Annotated in this window: 13 protein-coding genes; 10 read left to right on the top strand and 3 right to left on the bottom strand. The window is 71.1% G+C overall.

Annotated elements, in window-relative coordinates; all coding sequences use genetic code 11:
* Positions 1-61: 61 nt before the first annotated feature.
* From OG780_RS05875 to rhaI, 3 genes are all read right to left on the bottom strand, one after another.
* Positions 62-1,549, bottom strand: coding sequence for a rhamnulokinase (locus tag OG780_RS05875; protein WP_328445378.1), 1,488 nt, complete (start codon positions 1,547-1,549; stop codon positions 62-64).
* A gap of 5 nt (positions 1,550-1,554) precedes the next feature.
* Positions 1,555-3,594 carry a bifunctional aldolase/short-chain dehydrogenase gene (locus OG780_RS05870; RefSeq protein WP_328445375.1) on the bottom strand — a complete coding sequence of 680 codons (2,040 nt, stop codon included), beginning with the start codon at positions 3,592-3,594 and terminating at the stop codon, positions 1,555-1,557.
* 561 nt (positions 3,595-4,155) lie between these two features.
* A complete protein-coding gene (rhaI, locus tag OG780_RS05865; protein WP_328445373.1) occupies positions 4,156-5,316 on the bottom strand; it encodes an L-rhamnose isomerase in 1,161 nt (386 codons plus the stop codon).
* A 364-nt stretch (positions 5,317-5,680) separates the two neighbouring features.
* Between rhaI and OG780_RS05860 the strand changes: the two genes are divergently transcribed.
* The 10 genes from OG780_RS05860 to sigJ all read left to right on the top strand — a co-directional run bounded on the left by OG780_RS05860 (position 5,681) and on the right by sigJ (position 16,753).
* A complete protein-coding gene (locus tag OG780_RS05860) occupies positions 5,681-7,198 on the top strand; it encodes a sugar ABC transporter ATP-binding protein (RefSeq protein WP_328445371.1) in 1,518 nt (505 codons plus the stop codon).
* A gap of 55 nt (positions 7,199-7,253) precedes the next feature.
* Positions 7,254-8,294 carry an ABC transporter permease gene (locus tag OG780_RS05855; RefSeq protein WP_328445369.1) on the top strand — a complete coding sequence of 347 codons (1,041 nt, stop codon included), beginning with the start codon at positions 7,254-7,256 and terminating at the stop codon, positions 8,292-8,294.
* On the top strand, positions 8,287-9,282 hold the full coding sequence (locus OG780_RS05850; protein ID WP_328445367.1) for an ABC transporter permease: 996 nt from the start codon (positions 8,287-8,289) through the stop codon (positions 9,280-9,282). The genes OG780_RS05855 and OG780_RS05850 overlap by 8 nt, the downstream gene beginning before the upstream one ends.
* A 37-nt stretch (positions 9,283-9,319) precedes the next feature.
* Complete coding sequence (gene rhaS, locus OG780_RS05845; protein WP_328445365.1) at positions 9,320-10,405, top strand: rhamnose ABC transporter substrate-binding protein; 1,086 nt, start codon at positions 9,320-9,322, stop codon at positions 10,403-10,405.
* Positions 10,406-10,493: 88 nt separating this feature from the next.
* Positions 10,494-10,814 (top strand): L-rhamnose mutarotase, encoded by a 321-nt coding sequence (locus tag OG780_RS05840; protein WP_326784076.1) that lies wholly within the window; start codon positions 10,494-10,496, stop codon positions 10,812-10,814.
* 123 nt (positions 10,815-10,937) lie between these two features.
* Positions 10,938-12,362: a BNR repeat-containing protein gene (locus OG780_RS05835; protein ID WP_328445364.1), complete on the top strand. Its 1,425-nt coding sequence runs from the start codon at positions 10,938-10,940 to the stop codon at positions 12,360-12,362.
* Positions 12,363-12,441: 79 nt separating this feature from the next.
* Positions 12,442-13,467: a LacI family DNA-binding transcriptional regulator gene (locus OG780_RS05830; protein ID WP_326784074.1), complete on the top strand. Its 1,026-nt coding sequence runs from the start codon at positions 12,442-12,444 to the stop codon at positions 13,465-13,467.
* A gap of 134 nt (positions 13,468-13,601) precedes the next feature.
* Positions 13,602-14,903, top strand: coding sequence for an alpha/beta fold hydrolase (locus OG780_RS05825; protein ID WP_328445361.1), 1,302 nt, complete (start codon positions 13,602-13,604; stop codon positions 14,901-14,903).
* Positions 14,904-14,959: 56 nt separating this feature from the next.
* Positions 14,960-15,793 carry an enoyl-CoA hydratase/isomerase family protein gene (locus tag OG780_RS05820; protein WP_328445359.1) on the top strand — a complete coding sequence of 278 codons (834 nt, stop codon included), beginning with the start codon at positions 14,960-14,962 and terminating at the stop codon, positions 15,791-15,793.
* A gap of 54 nt (positions 15,794-15,847) precedes the next feature.
* A complete protein-coding gene (sigJ, locus tag OG780_RS05815; RefSeq protein ID WP_328445357.1) occupies positions 15,848-16,753 on the top strand; it encodes an RNA polymerase sigma factor SigJ in 906 nt (301 codons plus the stop codon).
* The last annotated feature ends 3 nt before the right edge of the window (positions 16,754-16,756 follow it).

Raw genomic sequence — 16,756 nt, 5'->3', positions numbered from 1 at the left:
TCGTGGACGGTTGCAGGGTACGCGGCGGTGTCCGCTTCATGGGCGTTTCACCCTCGGTGCCTCACGGTGTGCCGAGCCTCGCCTCGGCCGCGCGCCAGGCCGCCGTGTCGCCCCGTGGCTCGTAGCGGCGCAGCGGCTGGGTGCGCGCCACCAGCTCGCGCATCTCGGCACGGTCGCCGACCTGTCCGTGTGCCCGCGCCTGGACGAGGACGTTGCCGAGCGCGGCCGCCTCCGCCGGGCCCGCCACGACCGGCAGCCCGCAGGCGTCGGCGGTGAGCCGGCACAGCAGCTCGTTGCGGGTGCCGCCGCCGACGATGTGCACGACGTCGACCGGATGTCCGGCGAGGGACTGCGCCTGCTCGATCGCCCGGCGGTGCGCGAGCGCGAGGGAGTCGAGGATGCAGCGGGTGATCTCGGCGCGGGACTCGGGCACCGGCTGCCCCGAGGCCCGGCAGGCGTCCGCGATCCGCGACGGCATCCGGCCCGGCGCGAGGAACGCCGCGTCGCCCGCGTCCACGACGGACCGCAGCGGCGCCACCTGGGCGGCGGCCGCGAGGAGTTCACCCAGATCGGGGTCGCCCCACTCCCGTACGCACTCCTGGAGAAGCCACAGGCCCATGATGTTGCGCAGATAGCGGACCGTGCCGTCCAGGCCCAGTTCGTTGGTGAAGTTGGCGGCACGGCTCGCCTCGGTGAGGACGGGGGCGTCCAGCTCCAGGCCCGCCAGGGACCAGGTGCCGGTGCAGATGTAGGCGAACCGCTCCCCGGTCGCGGGAACGGCGGCCACCGCCGAGGCCGTGTCGTGCGAACCGACCGTCGTCACCGGCACCGGGCCGGCCGTTCCGGTCTCCTCCAGCACGCGCGGCAGCAGGGTCCCGGCCGGGTCGCCGGGACGGCGCAGCGGCGGGAACAGCCGCAGGTCGATGCCGAGTCGTTCCGCCAGGCCGTACGACCAGTCGCGGGTCCTCGGATCGATCAACTGTGTGGTGGAGGCGTTGGTGAGCTCGGTGCCCATCTCACCCGTGAGCCAGTACGCCAGCAGGTCGGGTACGAGCAACAGGTGCTTCGCCGAAGCGAGTTGGGCGGAGGAGCGGGCCGCCGTGAGCTGGTACAGGGTGTTGAAGGGCGCGTACTGGAGCCCCGTGGCCGCGTACAGTTCGGCGGCGGGCACGCTCGCCCACACCTTCTCCGCGACTCCCTCGGTGCGGGCGTCGCGGTAGTGCACCGGGTTGCCGAGCAGTGCTCCGTCGGCGTCCAGCAGGCCGTAGTCCACCGCCCAGCTGTCGATGCCGACGGAGTCGACCCGCCCGGCCGCGCGCAGTCCGTCGAGGACACCCGCGTACAGCCCGAGGATGTCCCAGCGCAGCCCCTCGGGGACGCGGACGGGCCGGTTCGGGAAGCGATGCGCCTCGGTCAGTTCGAGTGTGTCCGGGCCGACGCGGCCGACCATGACGCGCCCGCTGGACGCGCCGAGGTCGACGGCGGCGTAGGCACGCGCCGGGGCGGTGCGCGCGGCGGCGCGCGGTGCGGAGGTGTGCGGGGCGTTCATCGACGTCATCGCAGGAAAGCGGCGGCGACGCCGGCGTCGACCGGGATGTGGAGCCCCGTGGTGTGCGTCAGGTCCCCGCCCGTCAGGGCGAACACGGCGGCCGCGACATGCTCCGGCAGCACCTCCCGCTTGAGGATGGTCCGCTGGGCGTAGAACTCGCCGAGCTTCTCCTCCTCGATGCCGTACGTGGCCGCCCGCTGCGCACCCCAGCCGCCCGCGAAGATGCCCGAGCCGCGCACGACACCGTCCGGGTTGACACCGTTGACCCGGATGCCGTGCGCGCCCAACTCGGCTGCCAAGAGCCGTACTTGGTGGGCCTGGTCGGCCTTCGTCGCGGAGTAGGCGATGTTGTTCGGGCCGGCGAAGACCGCGTTCTTGGAGGCGATGTAGACGATGTCGCCGCCCAGCTTCTGCGCGATCATGACCCGGGCCGCCTCGCGCGAGACGAGGAAGGAGCCGCGCGCCATGATGTCGTGCTGGAGGTCCCAGTCCTTCGCGGTGGTCTCCAGGAGCGGCTTGGAGATGGAGATGCCCGCGTTGTTCACCACCAGGTCGACACCGCCGAAGGCCAGCACCGCGGCCTCGAAGGCCTCGGCGATCCGCTCCTCGGAGGTGACGTCCACGCCGACGGCGACGGCCCTGTCGGGACCGCCCAGTTCGGCGGCGACCCGCTCGGCGCCCTCGGCGTTCAGGTCGGCGACCACCACGCACGCCCCTTCGGCCACCAGCCGCTCGGCGATGGCCCTGCCGATGCCGCTGCCCGCGCCCGTCACCAGGGCGACGCGGGTGGCGAGCGGCTTGGGCTTCGGCATCCGCTGGAGCTTGGCCTCCTCAAGGGCCCAGTACTCGATGCGGAACTTCTCCGACTCCTCGATGGGCGCGTACGCCGAGACGGCCTCGGCACCGCGCATCACGTTGATCGCGTTGACGTAGAACTCGCCCGCCACCCGTGCCGTCTGCTTGTCCTTGCCGAAGGAGAACATGCCGACCCCGGGGACCAGCACGATCGCCGGGTCCGCGCCGCGCATCGCGGGGGAGTCGGGCAGCGCGTGCCGCTCGTAGTAGGCGGCGTACTCCACGCGGTACTCGGCGTGCAGCTCGGCGAGCCGGGAGACCGCTTCGTCGAGGGAGGCGCCCGGCGGAAGGTCGAGCACGAGCGGCCTGACCTTGGTGCGCAGGAAGTGGTCCGGGCACGAGGTCCCGAGGGCCGCGAGCCGTGGGTGCTCGGCGCGGGCGAGGAAGTCGAGCACCTCTTCGGAGTCCGTGAAGTGGCCGACCTGCGGGCGGTCCTGGGAAGCGATGGCCCGGATGTGCGGCGCGAGCGCGGCGGCCCGCTCACGGCGGTCCCGCGCGTCGAGCGCCTCGTACCCCTCGACGACGGGCCCGAACGGCTCCGCCTTTCCCCGGTCGGCGAGGAAGGCCTCGGCGGTGCGGATGATGTGCAGCGAGTTGCGCTCGCACTCCTCGGCGGTGGCACCCCACGCGGTGATGCCGTGGCCGCCCAGGACACAGCCGACGGCCCCCGGGTTGGCCTCCTTGACCGCCGCGATGTCCAGCCCGAGCTGGAAGCCGGGCCGGCGCCACGGAACCCACACCACACGGTCGCCGAAGCACTCGGCGGTCAGCTTCTCCCCGTCGGCCGCGCAGGCGAGCGCGATCCCCGAGTCGGGGTGCAGATGGTCGACGTGCGGGGCGTCGACGAGCCCGTGCATCGCTGTGTCGATCGATGGCGCGGCTCCGCCCTTGCCGTGCAGGCAGTAGTCGAACGCGGCCACCATCTCGTCCTCGCGGTCGACGCCCGGGTACACCTCGGTCATCGCGCGCAGCCGGTCGAGGCGCAGTACCGCGAGTCCGGACTCGGTGAGGGTGCCGAGGTCGCCGCCGGACCCCTTCACCCACATCAGCTCCACGTCACCGCCGGTCACGGGGTCGGTGTCGGTGCCCTTCGCGGAGGCGTTGCCGCCCGCGTAGTTGGTGTTGCGGGGATCGGCGCCGAGCCGGTGCGACCGGGCCAGCAGAGCGGCGGCTTCGGGATGGGGTGCCATGTTCCAGGTCCTTAAGGAGAGGGTGTGGGTGCAATGGGGACGAACCCGAGCAGGAGCGCCCCCTCAGGGGCGCGGGGAACTGCGCGATCAGCCCAGGACGACCCGCGGTCCGCGGAACCATTGCCGTGGGGCAGACGCGGCGCGGGCTCGTGCGGAAGAGGAGGGACGGGCAGTGCCCCGTCAGGGGCGCGGGGAACTGCGCGACCGGCCACGACGATTCCCGCGGCCCGCGGACCACCGAGTGGGGCAGACGCGGCGCGGCGGGCCGTCCCGCCGAGGAACCCGCCCTCGGGAAGCGGCCCCCTGCGCAAGGGGCTAGGTCGTGTCCGCAAAGTCGCGCCTGCCCGGCGACGCCTGGCACGCTCCCCCAAGCTCTTCGAGCAGGGGGCACCCCCACTCGCCGCACCGGGCGAAGACCCAAGTACGTCCAGTACGAGGGCCTTCGCCCGGCACGCCGAGAGCACGCTCCCCCGAGCTCTCGGCTTCGCTCGAGGAGGGGGGACCCCCATGACGCCGCCGGGCCCGCCCTCCGGGCGGACGACGCGACTTTGCGGACACGCCCTAGGCCCCCCACCCCGCCTGGGTCCCCCCGACCCGCTCGGCGGCTATCCGCTCCGCCCACCCGGAGCGGCGGTACGCGGCCACCGGGTCGGGGTCGAGCCCCAGCTCCGAGCGGACCTCGGCGAGCAGCGGACGTACGTCCGTGTTGTACGCGTCCATCAGCACCGCGTTCGCGGCCAGCACGTCACCGGTCCGCTGAGCCTCGGCGAGCGCGGCACCGTCGACGAGGAGCGCCTTGGCCGTGGCCTCCTGCACGTTCATCACGGACCGGATGATCGCCGGGATCTTCGCCTCGATGTTGTGGCACTGGTCGAGCATGAAGGCGACGTCCGGGGTGAAGCCGCCGCCGCGGATCACCTCGTACATGATCCGGAAGAGCTGGAAGGGGTCGGCGGCGCCCACCATCAGGTCGTCGTCGGCGTAGAAGCGGGAGTTGAAGTCGAAGGCGCCGAGCTTGTTCTCGCGCAGCAGCGTGGCGACGATGAACTCGATGTTGGTGCCGGGGGCGTGGTGCCCCGTGTCGACCACGACCTGCGCCTTGGGGCCGAGCTTGAGGCAGTGCGCGTACGCGGTGCCCCAGTCGGGGACGTCCGTCGCGTAGAAGGCGGGCTCGAAGAACTTGTACTCCAGCAGCATCCGCTGGTGGTCGCCGAGCCGCGCGTAGACCTGCGCCAGAGCCTCCGCCAGCCGGTCCTGGCGTGCGCGGAGGTCGTCCTGGCCCGGGTAGTTCGTCCCGTCGGCGAACCACAGCTTCAGGTCCTTCGAACCCGTGGCGTCCATGATGTCGACGCATTCGAGCAGGTGGCCGACGGCCTTGCGGCGCACCGCCGCGTCCGGGTGGCAGACGGAGCCGAGCCGGTAGTCGTCGTCCTGGAAGGTGTTGGAGTTGATCGCGCCGAGCTTCAGGCCGCGCTCCTCGGCGTGCTTGGCGAGCGCCGCGTAGTCGTCGGTCCTGTCCCAGGGGATGTGCAGGGCGACGGTCGGGGCCGCGCCGGTGAACTCGTGCACCTTGGCGGCGTCGTCCAGCTTCTCCTGGGGGGTCCGGGGCACGCCCGGTTGCGCGAACACCTTGAACCGGGTCCCCGAGTTCCCGTACGCCCACGACGGCGTCTCGACGGCCTGGGTCTTGAGAGCGGCCTTCACCGCGGCGAACTCGGTCACTTCGGGACTCCTACGACTTCGAAGGGGACGGCTTGTCCGACGGCTTCCTGAACCGTTCGAGGCGGTGTCCCGGGACGCTTCCCGAAGGACGCTCCGCGGGACGTCCGCCCGTGCTGTTCAGCGGACTTCTGAACGCATCCTCTGAAACGATTCAGAAGCTGAAGCTATGAGCACCCCGAAGGGCTGTCAACCCCTCCGGCGTGGAGCGATTGCCGTGACCCTGTTGTGACACAAGGCAGTCGAAGAATTTCGACACGAACCCATTGACGTGACCTGGGTCGCATGCCTAACGTCCCGGCAACCCAATTGAAACCTTTCACGACGCTGTGGGGGCCGTCCCGCCGGCGTCGTCGAGGAGCCCCTCATGACCCACCCGTCCGACACGGGACCGACCCCGGTGCTGGCGCTGAAGGACATCTCGAAGTCCTTCGGCGCCGTGCGCGCCCTGCGGGACGTGTCCCTGGAACTGTTCCCCGGCGAGGTGCACGCGCTCGCCGGAGAGAACGGCGCGGGCAAGTCGACCCTCATCAAGACGCTCGCCGGCGTGCACCGACCGGAGGCCGGCCAGGTACTGCTGGACGGCGAACCCACCGTCTTCCACGGCCCCGCCGACGCCCGCGACGCGGGCATCGCGGTGATCTACCAGGAGCCCACGCTCTTCCCCGACCTCTCCATCGCCGAGAACATCTTCATGGGCCGTCAGCCCCGACGGGCCCTCGGCCGCATCGACCACAAGGCCACCCGCGCGGCGACCGCGGCCCTCATGAAGCGCCTCGGCGTCGAACTCGACCCCGAGCGCCCGGCGCGCGGACTGTCCATCGCCGACCAGCAGATCGTCGAGATCGCCAAGGCGCTCTCCTTCGACGCCCGCGTCCTGATCATGGACGAGCCGACCGCCGCCCTCACCAGCAGCGAGGTGGCCCGCCTGTTCGGCGTGGTCCGGGCGCTGCGCGAGCAGGGCTCCGCGGTGCTGTTCATCTCGCACCGGCTGGAGGAGATCTTCCAGATCTGCGGGCGCGTCACGACCCTGCGCGACGGAGCCCTGATCTCCAGCGAGCCGCTGGAGGGCATGACGGAGGACGACCTGGTGCGCCGGATGGTCGGCCGTGACCTCGACGAGCTCTACCCCAAGCAGGACGTCGAGGCGGGCGAAGTCGCCCTGAGCGTCCGCCGATTGACCCGGGAAGGCGTCTTCACCGATGTCTCCTTCGACGTCCGGCGCGGCGAGATCGTCGGACTCGCCGGCCTCGTCGGCGCGGGCCGCACCGAGGTCGCGCGCTCCGTGTTCGGCGTGGACCGCTGGGACGCCGGGGAGGTGGAGGTCGACGGCCGCGCGCTGACGAACGGCGCCCCCTCCACCGCCATGGCCGCCGGACTCGCCCTCGTCCCCGAGGACCGGCGCGCCCAGGGCCTGGTGATGAACATGTCCATCGAGCGCAACATCGGCCTGACCGGGTTGCGCACGACGGTCAGGGCGGGCCTGATGGACCGCGGCGCCGAGCGCAGCCGCTCCCTCGACTGGGCGGTCAGGCTCCAGGTCAAGTACGCCCGGATCGCCGACACCGTCGCCACGCTCTCCGGCGGCAACCAGCAGAAGGTCGTCCTCGCCAAGTGGCTGGCCACCGGTCCCAAGGTGCTGATCGTCGACGAGCCCACCCGTGGCATCGACGTCGGCACCAAGGCCGAAGTGCACCGCCTGCTCAGCGAGTTGGCCGCCGACGGGGTGGCCGTCCTGATGATCTCCTCCGATCTGCCCGAGATCCTCGGCATGGCCGACCGCGTGCTCGTGATGCACGAGGGCCGGATCACCGCCGAGATCCCCCGCTCCGAAGCCACCGAGGAATCCGTGATGGCCGCCGCCACCGGGAGGGCCGCCGCATGACAGCCATCGAGAGGGCTGCCCGAATGACCCCGATCATCCCCCGGAGGGCCGCCGCATGACGGTGACCGCGCCCACGCCCGCCCCCGCCACCGAGGTGCCCAGGTCGAGCGGCGCCCGGCTGGTGGACCGCGTCTTCAAGATGCGCGAACTCGCCATCCTGGCCGTCTTCCTGGTGATGATCGCCATCACCCAGACGGGCAACAGCGAGTTCCTGTCCGAGCAGGGCGTCAAGGACCTGCTGCTGAACGCGACCATCCTCGTTCTGGTCGCCACCGGCCAGTCCCTGGTCGTCATCACCCGCAACGTCGACCTGTCGGTCGGCTCGACCCTCGGCATCAGCGCCTTCGCCGCCGGAACCTGTCTGCAGGGCGGCGGCAACCCCGTCGTCGCGGTGTCGCTCGCGGTGCTGCTCGGCGTCGGCTGCGGACTGGTCAACGGCCTGCTCGTCAGCCTCGGCCAGGTGCCCGCCCTCGTCGTCACCCTCGGCACCCTCTACATCATCCGCGGCATCGACTCCATCTGGGTCGGCTCCCGTCAGATCACGGCGGCCGATCTTCCCGGCGGCTTCGTCGACTTCGGCTCCGGCGGCATCTCGGCGGTCCCGTATCTCGCCCTGATCGCCCTGGCCGTCCTGGTGGTCGCCGCGTACTACCTCAAGCACTTCGGCAGCGGCCGCGAGCTCTACGCGCTCGGCTCGAACCCGGAGGCCGCGAGGCTCGCCGGCATCCCGGTCCGGGGGCGCATCCTCACCGCGTACGTCGTCTGCGGCGGACTCGCCGGACTCGCCGGCGCCCTCTATCTCGCCCGGTTCGGCAACGTCGACTCCGGCACGGGCAACGGCTACGAACTCACCGTCGTCAGCGCGGTCGTGGTCGGCGGTGTCGTCTTCACCGGGGGCTCCGGCAGCGTCTACGGAGCCGCGCTCGGCGCCCTGCTGCTCACCTCCATCAACAGCGTCCTGCCCGCCCTCGGCGTCAGCTCCGTCTGGGTGCTCGCCATCAACGGCGTCCTGCTCATCCTCGCCATCGCGGTCGACCGGATCGTCGCGCTGCGCGTGGCCTCCGCACTGAAGAAGAGGAACGCCCGCCATGGCTGACTCCGCTCTCGCGCGCGCCGTCCGCTGGGACACGGTCGTCGGCGCCCTCCTCATCGTCCTGCTGCTCTTCTCCTTCTCATTCGTGGACGGCTTCGGCAACGCCCTCAACCTGTCGTTCCTGATCGGCAACACCCTGCCGATCGCGCTGATCGCCCTGCCCATGACCCTGCTCGTGGTGGCCGGCGAGATCGACCTGTCCGTCGCCTCCACGGCCGGGCTCTCCGGCTCGGTGATGGGCGCCCTGTGGAACCAGGGCATGGCCATCGAGACGATCATCCCGCTCTGTCTGGTGCTCGGCGTGGTGTGCGGGCTCGTCAACGGCCTGCTCGTGACCCGGCTCGGACTGCCCTCGCTCGCCGTCACCATTGGCACGCTCGCCGCCTACCGGGGCATCGCGCAGATCGTCCTCGGCTCCGACGCGGTCACCGACTTCCCCACCCAGTACCAGGACTTCGCGGCCGGACGCATCGGGGACACCTTCGTCCCGCAGGCCCTCCCGCTGTTCCTGGTGCTGCTCGCCGTCGCCGTGGTCGTGCTGCACGCCACCCCCTTCGGCCGCTCCGCGTTCGCGATCGGCGCCAACGAGGAGGCCGCCCGGTTCGCCGGCATCCGGGTCAAGCGGCAGAAGCTGCTGCTGTTCGTCGCGACCGGCTTCCTGGCCTCCCTGACCGGCGTGTTCTGGGCCCTGCACTACGCCAGCGCCCGATACGACAACGCCACCGGGCTCGAACTGTCCGTCGTGGCCGCCGTCCTGCTCGGCGGTATCGACTTCGACGGCGGCAGGGGCACGCTCGGCGGCGCCGTAGCGGGAGTCTTCCTGCTCGGCTCGCTGCAGAACGTGATGAGCCTCCTCAACGTCTCCGCGCAGTCGCAGATCGTCGTCACCGGCGTTCTGCTCGTCGTCTCCGTGCTCGGCCCCCGGGTCGGGCGCCAGATCTCCGTGGCGAGGGCGGGCCGCAGAGCCGCCGCCCCGACTCCGATTCCGTAACCCCGCTCCGCTCACCCTCGTAAAGGAACCCTCACCCATGCGCAAGTCATCGATCCGCCGCACCTGCGCGGCGCTCGCCGCCGTCACCTCCCTCGCCCTGGCCGTCACCGCGTGCGGTGGCACCACCAAGAACGACGTCAAGGACTCGGGCGGCTCCAACGCCGCCGCGGGTGCCAAGGCCGACCCGAACGCGGCCACCAAGAAGGGGCTCACGGTCGGCTTCCTGCCCAAGGCGGTCAACAACCCGTACTTCACCTCCGCGGACAAGGGCGGCGAGAAGGCGCTGACCGAACTGGGCTCGAAGTACAAGGAGGTCGGCACCAACAGCGCCACCGACACCAGCGGCCAGGTGAGTTACGTCAACACGCTCACCCAGCAGCAGGTCGACGCGATGGCGGTCTCCGCGCAGGACCCGGGCGCCCTGTGCACCGCGCTCAAGCAGGCCATGACGAACAAGATCAAGGTCGTCACCTACGACTCCGACACCAAGGCCGACTGCCGCAACGCCTTCGTCTCGCAGGCGAGCGCCGAGGACCTGGGCCGCACCGAGGTGCAGCTGCTCGCGGAGCAGATCGGCTACAAGGGCGAGATCGCGATCCTGTCCGCCGGGCAGACCGCGACGAACCAGAACACCTGGATCGACTTCATGAAGGAGGAGCTGAAGGACCCCAAGTACAAGGACATGAAGCTGGTCAAGGTCGCCTACGGCAACGACGAGGCCCAGCAGTCCTTCCAGCAGACCCAGGGCCTGCTCCAGGAGCACCCCAAGCTCGCCGGGATCATCTCCCCGACCACCGTCGGCATCAAGGCGGCCGCCCAGTACCTGTCCGGCTCCAAGTACAAGGGCAAGGTCAAGCTGACCGGCCTCGGTACCCCCAACGACATGCGCAAGTACGTCAAGAACGGCACCGTCGAGGGCTTCGAGCTGTGGGACCCGGCCAAGCTCGGCGAGCTGGCCGCCCGTACGGCCGTGGCGCTGTCCTCGGGGCAGATCACCGGCAAGGAGGGCGAGACCTTCAAGGCCGGCGACATGGGCTCTTTCACCATCGGCAAGGACGGCGTGATCAGCCTCGGCAAGCCGACCGTCTTCGACGCGAAGAACATCGACCAGTTCAACTTCTGACGGTCCGACCGCCGGTCCGCCGACGTCCTCACGCTCCGGCGTCGTGACGGTCCGTCCGGTCCGGCTCGCAGGCCCCGGAGGGTCATCGATGCAACGTGTGTGCTTCCTGCTGAAGGTCCGTGCGGACCGCCTCGACGAGTACCGCGAGCGGCACGCCGCCGTGTGGCCCGAGATGCTCGACGCCCTCTCGGCCACCGGATGGCACAACTACTCGCTCTTCCTGCGCGAGGACGGCCTGCTGGTCGGCTACCTGGAGACCGAGGACTTCGCGGCCGCGCAGGCCGCCATGGAAGCCACCGACGTCAATGCCCGCTGGCAGACGGAGATGGCGCCGTTCTTCACCGCGCTGGACGGCGCCAGACCCGACGAGGCCATGAGACCCCTCACCGAGGTGTTCCACCTCGCGTGATCGGCCGAGGTGTTCCACCCCGCATGAAACGGGCGAGGTGTTCCCCCTCGCCCGGAACAGCCTGCCCGACTTGCTCGAACAGCCCCGATCCACCCGCCCGCAGTCCGATCGAGGAGCCCGTACATGAGACGACGCACCGTACTGACGACGGCCCTGCTGGGCGCCGTGGCAGGCCCCGTCCTCACCGCGCAGACGGCGCGAGCGGCCGTTCCCGGCCCCTCCGTCACCCAGTCCGGCACTTCCCGACTCGACTCCCAGGCCGTCTACTTCGTCTCCTACGACGGGCTGGTCAACAACAACTCGTTCCAGAAGAACGGCCTGTTGACCTACCGCGGCTACCAGTACGCGGCCTGGTACACCGCCGACCGCAGCGCGGTCGTCGCCCGCCGCGCGCTCGGCGCCACCACCTGGTCCAAGATCACGCTCGGCCACAAGCTCAAGAGCGACGACTCCCACAACGTCATCTCCATGGGAGTCTCCCGGACCGACGGCCGGCTGCACCTGAACATGGACTCGCACAGCGACGGCTTCTTCTACGTCAAATCGGTGGCCGGGCTGCTCGACAGTCCCGCCTCGACGGCCTGGACCTCGGCCGTCCTCGGGGCCGTCCAGACCTCCCTGGACGGCCTCGCGCTCACCACGCAGTTCACCTATCCGCAGTTCGTCGCGACACCGGAGGGCCGCCTCCAGCTCAGCTACCGCGTCGGCGTCTCCGGGAACGGACGCAACGCCCTCGCGGAGTACGACGGTTCGTCCTGGACCGCACTCGGCGAATGGTCCGCCTCCACCGGGACCTACGCCGGCGCGCACGGATCGAGCACCGCCCGCAACATGTACCTGCACGGGATCGACTACGACGTGAACGGCCGGCTGCACTCCTTCTTCACCTGGCGCGAGCAGAACGCCGCCGTGATGTGCAACGCCGGCGGCATCACCAACCACGACACCGGCTATGTCTATTCCACCGACCGGGGCCGCAGTTGGCGCAACGACGCGGGCACTCTCGTCGGCACCACCGGAACCTCGGGCACCGTCGCCGTCACCGACGCCGGACTCGTCGTCGACTCCCTCGACCCTGACCACTCCCTGATGAACCAGGAGAGCCAGGCCACCGACTCGGCAGGGCTGCCGCACGCGATCATCAGCTATGTGCCCGGACGCTTCGGCCAGTGCACCACCAACTACGTGACGGACCGCACCGCCAACGGCCGGGCCTTCCACCTGCGCAAGAACTCCTCGGGCGGCTGGACCAAGACCGAGATCCCGATCGCCCTGAACTCCAGCCAGCGCACCAGACTGGTCCTGGACCGGTACGACAACGCCTACGCGATCCTGCCGTTCGGGCGGATCGCGGCCGCCTCGAAGGCCTCCGGGCACACCGACTGGAAACTCCTGTTCGACGGCGCCGGCCTGAACGCCTTCGGCGAGGTCGTCATCGACGAGACACGCGTCCCACAGGACGGAACGCTGTCCGTGATGTACCAGGAGAAGTCCAGTGGGACCACGCCCTCGGCCCTGCACGTCATCGATTTCCGGCTGCCCTCATGACCGCTGTCCGCGGCCCGCTCGCGGGTAATGTGAGGGTCTGCCCGCCGCTACTCGCTCTTCTCCCGGAGGTTCCCGCCTGATGGCCCAGTCGGTGGGTATCAAGGACGTCGCCCGTGCCGCCGGAGTCTCCGTCGGCACGGTCTCGAACGTGATCAACCGCCCCGACTCGGTGGCCTCCGAGACGAGGGCACGCGTCCTGTCCGCCATCGACCGGCTCGGCTATGTACGCAGCGAGTCCGCTCGCCAGCTCCGGGCCGGGCGCAGCCGGATCATGGGGCTCCTCGTCCTCGACATGGGCAACCCGTTCTTCGTGGACGTCGCCCGGGGCGCCGAGCGCGCCGCGCGGGAGGCCGGACTCGGGGTGATGGTCTGCAACAGCGCCCAGTCCCCGAGCGAGGAGGCCGACTACCTGTCGCTCTTCGCCGAGCAGCGGGTGCGCGGGGTGCTGCTGACGCCGTCCGACGCGAGCGGACGCAACATCGAGGCCTTCCGCCGCAACGGCATCCCCTTCGTCCTGGTCGACCGGGTCGCCGAGGGCACCACCGAGTGCTCGGTCTCGGTCGACGACGTGGCGGGCGGCGCGCTGGCCGTCCGGCACCTCGTGGACGCCGGACACCGCTCGATCGCGTACGTCAGCGGACCGCCCGGACTCAGCCAGGTGAGGGACCGCCGTACGGGCGCTCTGCACGCCCTGCGCGAGGCGGGCCTCGGCCCGGAGAACCTGCGCGAGCTGCCCACCGAGCGCCTCGACGTGGCCGCGGGGCGCGACGCGGGCGCCCGGCTCCTCGGCCTCGCCGAGCGGCCCACCGCCGTCTTCTGCGCCAACGACCTGCTCGCCCTCGGTGTCCTGCAGGCCATGTACGCGGCCGGCGTCGGTGTGCCCGACGACCTCGCGATCGTCGGCTACGACGACATCGAGTTCGCGGCCGCCGCCGCCGTCCCGCTCACCTCCGTGCGCCAGCCGGCCGTGACCATGGGCGCCCTCGCGGCCGAGCTGCTCCTGGAGGAGATCGACGCGGAGGCCACGTCCGCGCCGCACGAGCACCGCCGGGTCGTGCTCCAGCCGGAACTGGTGGTGCGCCACTCCAGCCTGGCGGCGCGCTGATCAGCGGTTCAGTTCCCCGTCACCGGACTGCTGAGTCACTGTTCAGTTCATTTTCCCGATCCCCGGCCGCGGAGCCCGGGCGACATGTGCTCAACTGGGATGCAGCCTGGAATCCGTACGTCTCGGGAGACCTGTTGACCGTCAGCTACCGCCAGCCCGGTGTCGTCCTCACCGACCACCGCTTCACCGTGCCTCTCGACCACGACCGACCGGCGGGCGAGACCATCGAACTGTTCGCCCGCGAGGTCGTCGCGAGCGACAAGGCGCACCAGAATCTGCCGTGGATGGTCTACCTCCAGGGCGGCCCCGGTTTTGGGGCGAATCGTTTCGTCGGCCGTCAGGCCTGGCTCGACCGGGCCCTGAAGGACTTCCGTGTCCTGCTGCTCGACCAGCGCGGCACCGGGCACTCCACGCCCGCCAACCGGCAGACGCTGCCGCTGCGCGGCGGCCCCCGCGAGCAGGCCGATTACCTCGCGCTCTTCCGCGCCGACTCCATCGTCCGGGACTGCGAGGCCATCCGGCCCGGACTCACCGGCGGAGCGCCCTGGACGGTCCTCGGCCAGAGCTTCGGCGGCTTCTGCACCGTGCGCTACCTCTCCAGCGCCCCCGAGGGCCTGAGTGCGGCCGTGATCACCGGCGGCCTGCCCTCCCTCGACGGGCACGCCGACGACGTCTACCGCGCCGCCTACCCGCGTATCGAGCGCAAGGTCGCCGCGCACTACGCGCGCTACCCGCAGGACGTCGAGCGCGCCCGCCGCATCGCGGAGTACCTGCTCCAGCACGAGCCGGTGCTGAGCGGCGGCTACCGCCTGACCGCCGAGGCCTTCCAGTCGCTCGGCATCCTCCTCGGCGGCAGCGACGGCAGCCACCGCCTGCACTACCTCCTGGAGGACGCCTTCGTCCGCACCCCGCAGGGCCCCGCTCTCTCCGACGCCTTCCAGGAGGAGGTCCAGGCGCTTCTGTCGTACGCGGGCCACCCCCTGTACGCGCTCGTCCACGAGGCCTGCTACGCCCAGGGCGGCCGCCCCACCGCCTGGTCCGCCGAGCGGGTGCGCGCCGAGTTCCCCCAGTTCGACGCGGCCAAGACCCTCGCGGACGACGGGCCGCTGCTGTTCACCGGCGAGTCCGTGCACCCCTGGATGTTCGAGAACGACCCCGCGCTGCGCCCGCTGCGCGACACCGCCGAGGAACTGGCCGCCCGGACCGACTGGGCGCCGCTGTACGACCCGGCCCGCCTCGCCGTGAACGAGGTACCGGTCGCGGCGGCGGTCTACCACGACGACATGTACGTCGACACCGGCCACTCCCTGCGCACCGCCCGCGCCGTCCGGGGTCTGCGCACCTGGGTGACCGACGAGTTCGAGCACGACGGAGTACGGGCCGGCGGCCCGCGCGTCCTGGACCGGCTGCTGGCGCTCACGCGCGACGACGTCTGAGCCGCCCGACCTCCTCTAGGATTCTGACGGACTGTCAGAATCCTGAGGGGGTAGGCATGATCGACACCACCCGCACGGACATCCCGGTGGGCGAGGAACGGCTCCGCCTCGACGTCGAGGACGGGATCGGCGTCCTCACCCTGTGCAGGCCGGCGAAACTCAACGCGTGGAGCTGGGAGTCCACGCGCCAACTCGGCCTGGTCGCCGACCGGATCCGCTTCGACCCGTCGGTCCGGGCGGTGCTCCTGCGGGCCGAGGGGCGCGCCTTCTGCGCGGGGATCGACGTGAGTGCCCCCGGCGGCGCGATCACGGGCCGCTCGGGTGCCGAGCGCGCCCGCGCCTATTACGAGGGCATCCGCTGGGCCCATGAGCGCTTCGCGGCCTTCGCGCGGCTGCCGCAGCCCGTCGTCGCGGCCGTCCAGGGCTACTGCCTCGGCTTCGGGTTCGAGCTCGCGCTGATGGCGGACATCAGGATCGCCTCCCACGACGCCGTGTTCGCCCTGCCCGAGGCGCAGTTGGGGATCGCCGTGGACGCCGGCGGGGACCTGCGGATCGCCCGCGAGGCGGGCGCCGGGTGGGCGAAGTTCCTCGCACTGACCGGCAGACGGCTGGACGCGACGACGGCCGAACGCCTGCACCTCGTCCAACTCGTCACGGAAGAAGCCGCGTTGGACGAGACGGCCCGAGCCGTCGCCGCGGAGATCGCGGCGAACGCGCCGCTCGCCGTGCAGGCCGTCAAGCACGACATCGACGCCTACGCCGAGGCCCCGCTGACCGCCGCTCTCGACCGCACCGCCCTGTCGGCCGCGCTCACCCTCACCTCCGACGACGCGGGAGAGGGGTACGCGGCCAAGGGCGCCCACCGCGCGCCCCGCTTCGAGGGCAAGTGACCCACGTGTTTTGATCGGTCACTGTTGTGTACGACGAGACAGGCAGGGGGACCGATGCACGACAGTGAACTTCTCGCGGACAGGTTCGAGGAGCACCGGGGCCGGCTGCGGGCGGTGGCCTACCGGATGCTGGGATCGCTGAGCGAGGCGGAGGATGCCGTCCAGGAGACGTGGCTGAAGCTCGGCCGCACCGACCCGGACGAGATCAGGAACCTGGGCGGCTGGCTGACCACCGTGACCGGCCGGGTGTGCCTGGACATGCTGCGCTCCCGCGCCGCGCGCCGCGAGGACCCGCTCGAACCCTCCGGCACCTTCGTCCCCGACCCGGTCGTCAGCACCCTGGACCGGATCGACCCCGAACAGGAGGTGCTGCTGGCCGACTCGGTCGGGCTCGCCCTCCTGGTCGTCCTGGAGACCCTGGAGCCCGCCGAGCGGCTCGCGTTCGTGCTGCACGACATGTTCGCGGTGCCCTTCGACGACATCGCGCCCGTGGTGGGCCGGAACCCGGCCGCGACCCGTCAGCTCGCCAGCCGGGCACGCCGTCGCGTCAAGGGAGCCGCTCCCGAGCCCGAGCGGGACGTCATCCGGCAGCGGGAGGTCCTTGACGCCTTCCTCGCGGCGTCACGCGACGGGGACTTCGAGGCGCTCGTCGCCGTCCTCGATCCCGATGTCGTGCTGCGCGCCGACGCGGGCGCGCTGGTCGGCGGTGTGACCGTGTCCAAGCTGGTGCGCGGCGCCGAGGCGGTGGCGGGGCAGGCGCTGGCCTTCCGCCGGTTCGCGGCGAGTTCGCGGCTCGTCCGGGTCAACGGGGAGGCGGGTGTCGTCGCGATCGTGGACGGCCGGCCGCAGTCGGTCATGGGTGTCACCGTCGCCGACGGCAGGATCGTCGCGATGTACATCCTGGCCGACCCCGAACGGCTCGCCCGTCTCGATCTCGGTGGGGCGAAGCCGGGGGAGTGACGG

It is taken from the genome of Streptomyces sp. NBC_00386 (genome assembly GCF_036063235.1).
Lineage (GTDB): Bacteria > Actinomycetota > Actinomycetes > Streptomycetales > Streptomycetaceae > Streptomyces.
This window is presented reverse-complemented; position numbering and strand designations above follow the sequence as displayed.

Bases quoted from the DNA above. Each gene is read 5' to 3' on its own strand.
- OG780_RS05875 (WP_328445378.1), bottom strand. From the start codon at position 1,549: ATGAACGCCCCGCACACCTCCGCACCGCGCGCCGCCGCGCGCACCGCC.
- OG780_RS05870 (WP_328445375.1), bottom strand. From the start codon at position 3,594: ATGGCACCCCATCCCGAAGCCGCCGCTCTGCTGGCCCGGTCGCACCGG.
- OG780_RS05860 (WP_328445371.1), top strand. From the start codon at position 5,681: ATGACCCACCCGTCCGACACGGGACCGACCCCGGTGCTGGCGCTGAAG.
- OG780_RS05855 (WP_328445369.1), top strand. From the start codon at position 7,254: ATGACGGTGACCGCGCCCACGCCCGCCCCCGCCACCGAGGTGCCCAGG.
- OG780_RS05850 (WP_328445367.1), top strand. From the start codon at position 8,287: ATGGCTGACTCCGCTCTCGCGCGCGCCGTCCGCTGGGACACGGTCGTC.
- rhaS (WP_328445365.1), top strand. From the start codon at position 9,320: ATGCGCAAGTCATCGATCCGCCGCACCTGCGCGGCGCTCGCCGCCGTC.
- OG780_RS05840 (WP_326784076.1), top strand. From the start codon at position 10,494: ATGCAACGTGTGTGCTTCCTGCTGAAGGTCCGTGCGGACCGCCTCGAC.
- OG780_RS05835 (WP_328445364.1), top strand. From the start codon at position 10,938: ATGAGACGACGCACCGTACTGACGACGGCCCTGCTGGGCGCCGTGGCA.
- OG780_RS05830 (WP_326784074.1), top strand. From the start codon at position 12,442: ATGGCCCAGTCGGTGGGTATCAAGGACGTCGCCCGTGCCGCCGGAGTC.
- OG780_RS05820 (WP_328445359.1), top strand. From the start codon at position 14,960: ATGATCGACACCACCCGCACGGACATCCCGGTGGGCGAGGAACGGCTC.
- sigJ (WP_328445357.1), top strand. From the start codon at position 15,848: ATGCACGACAGTGAACTTCTCGCGGACAGGTTCGAGGAGCACCGGGGC.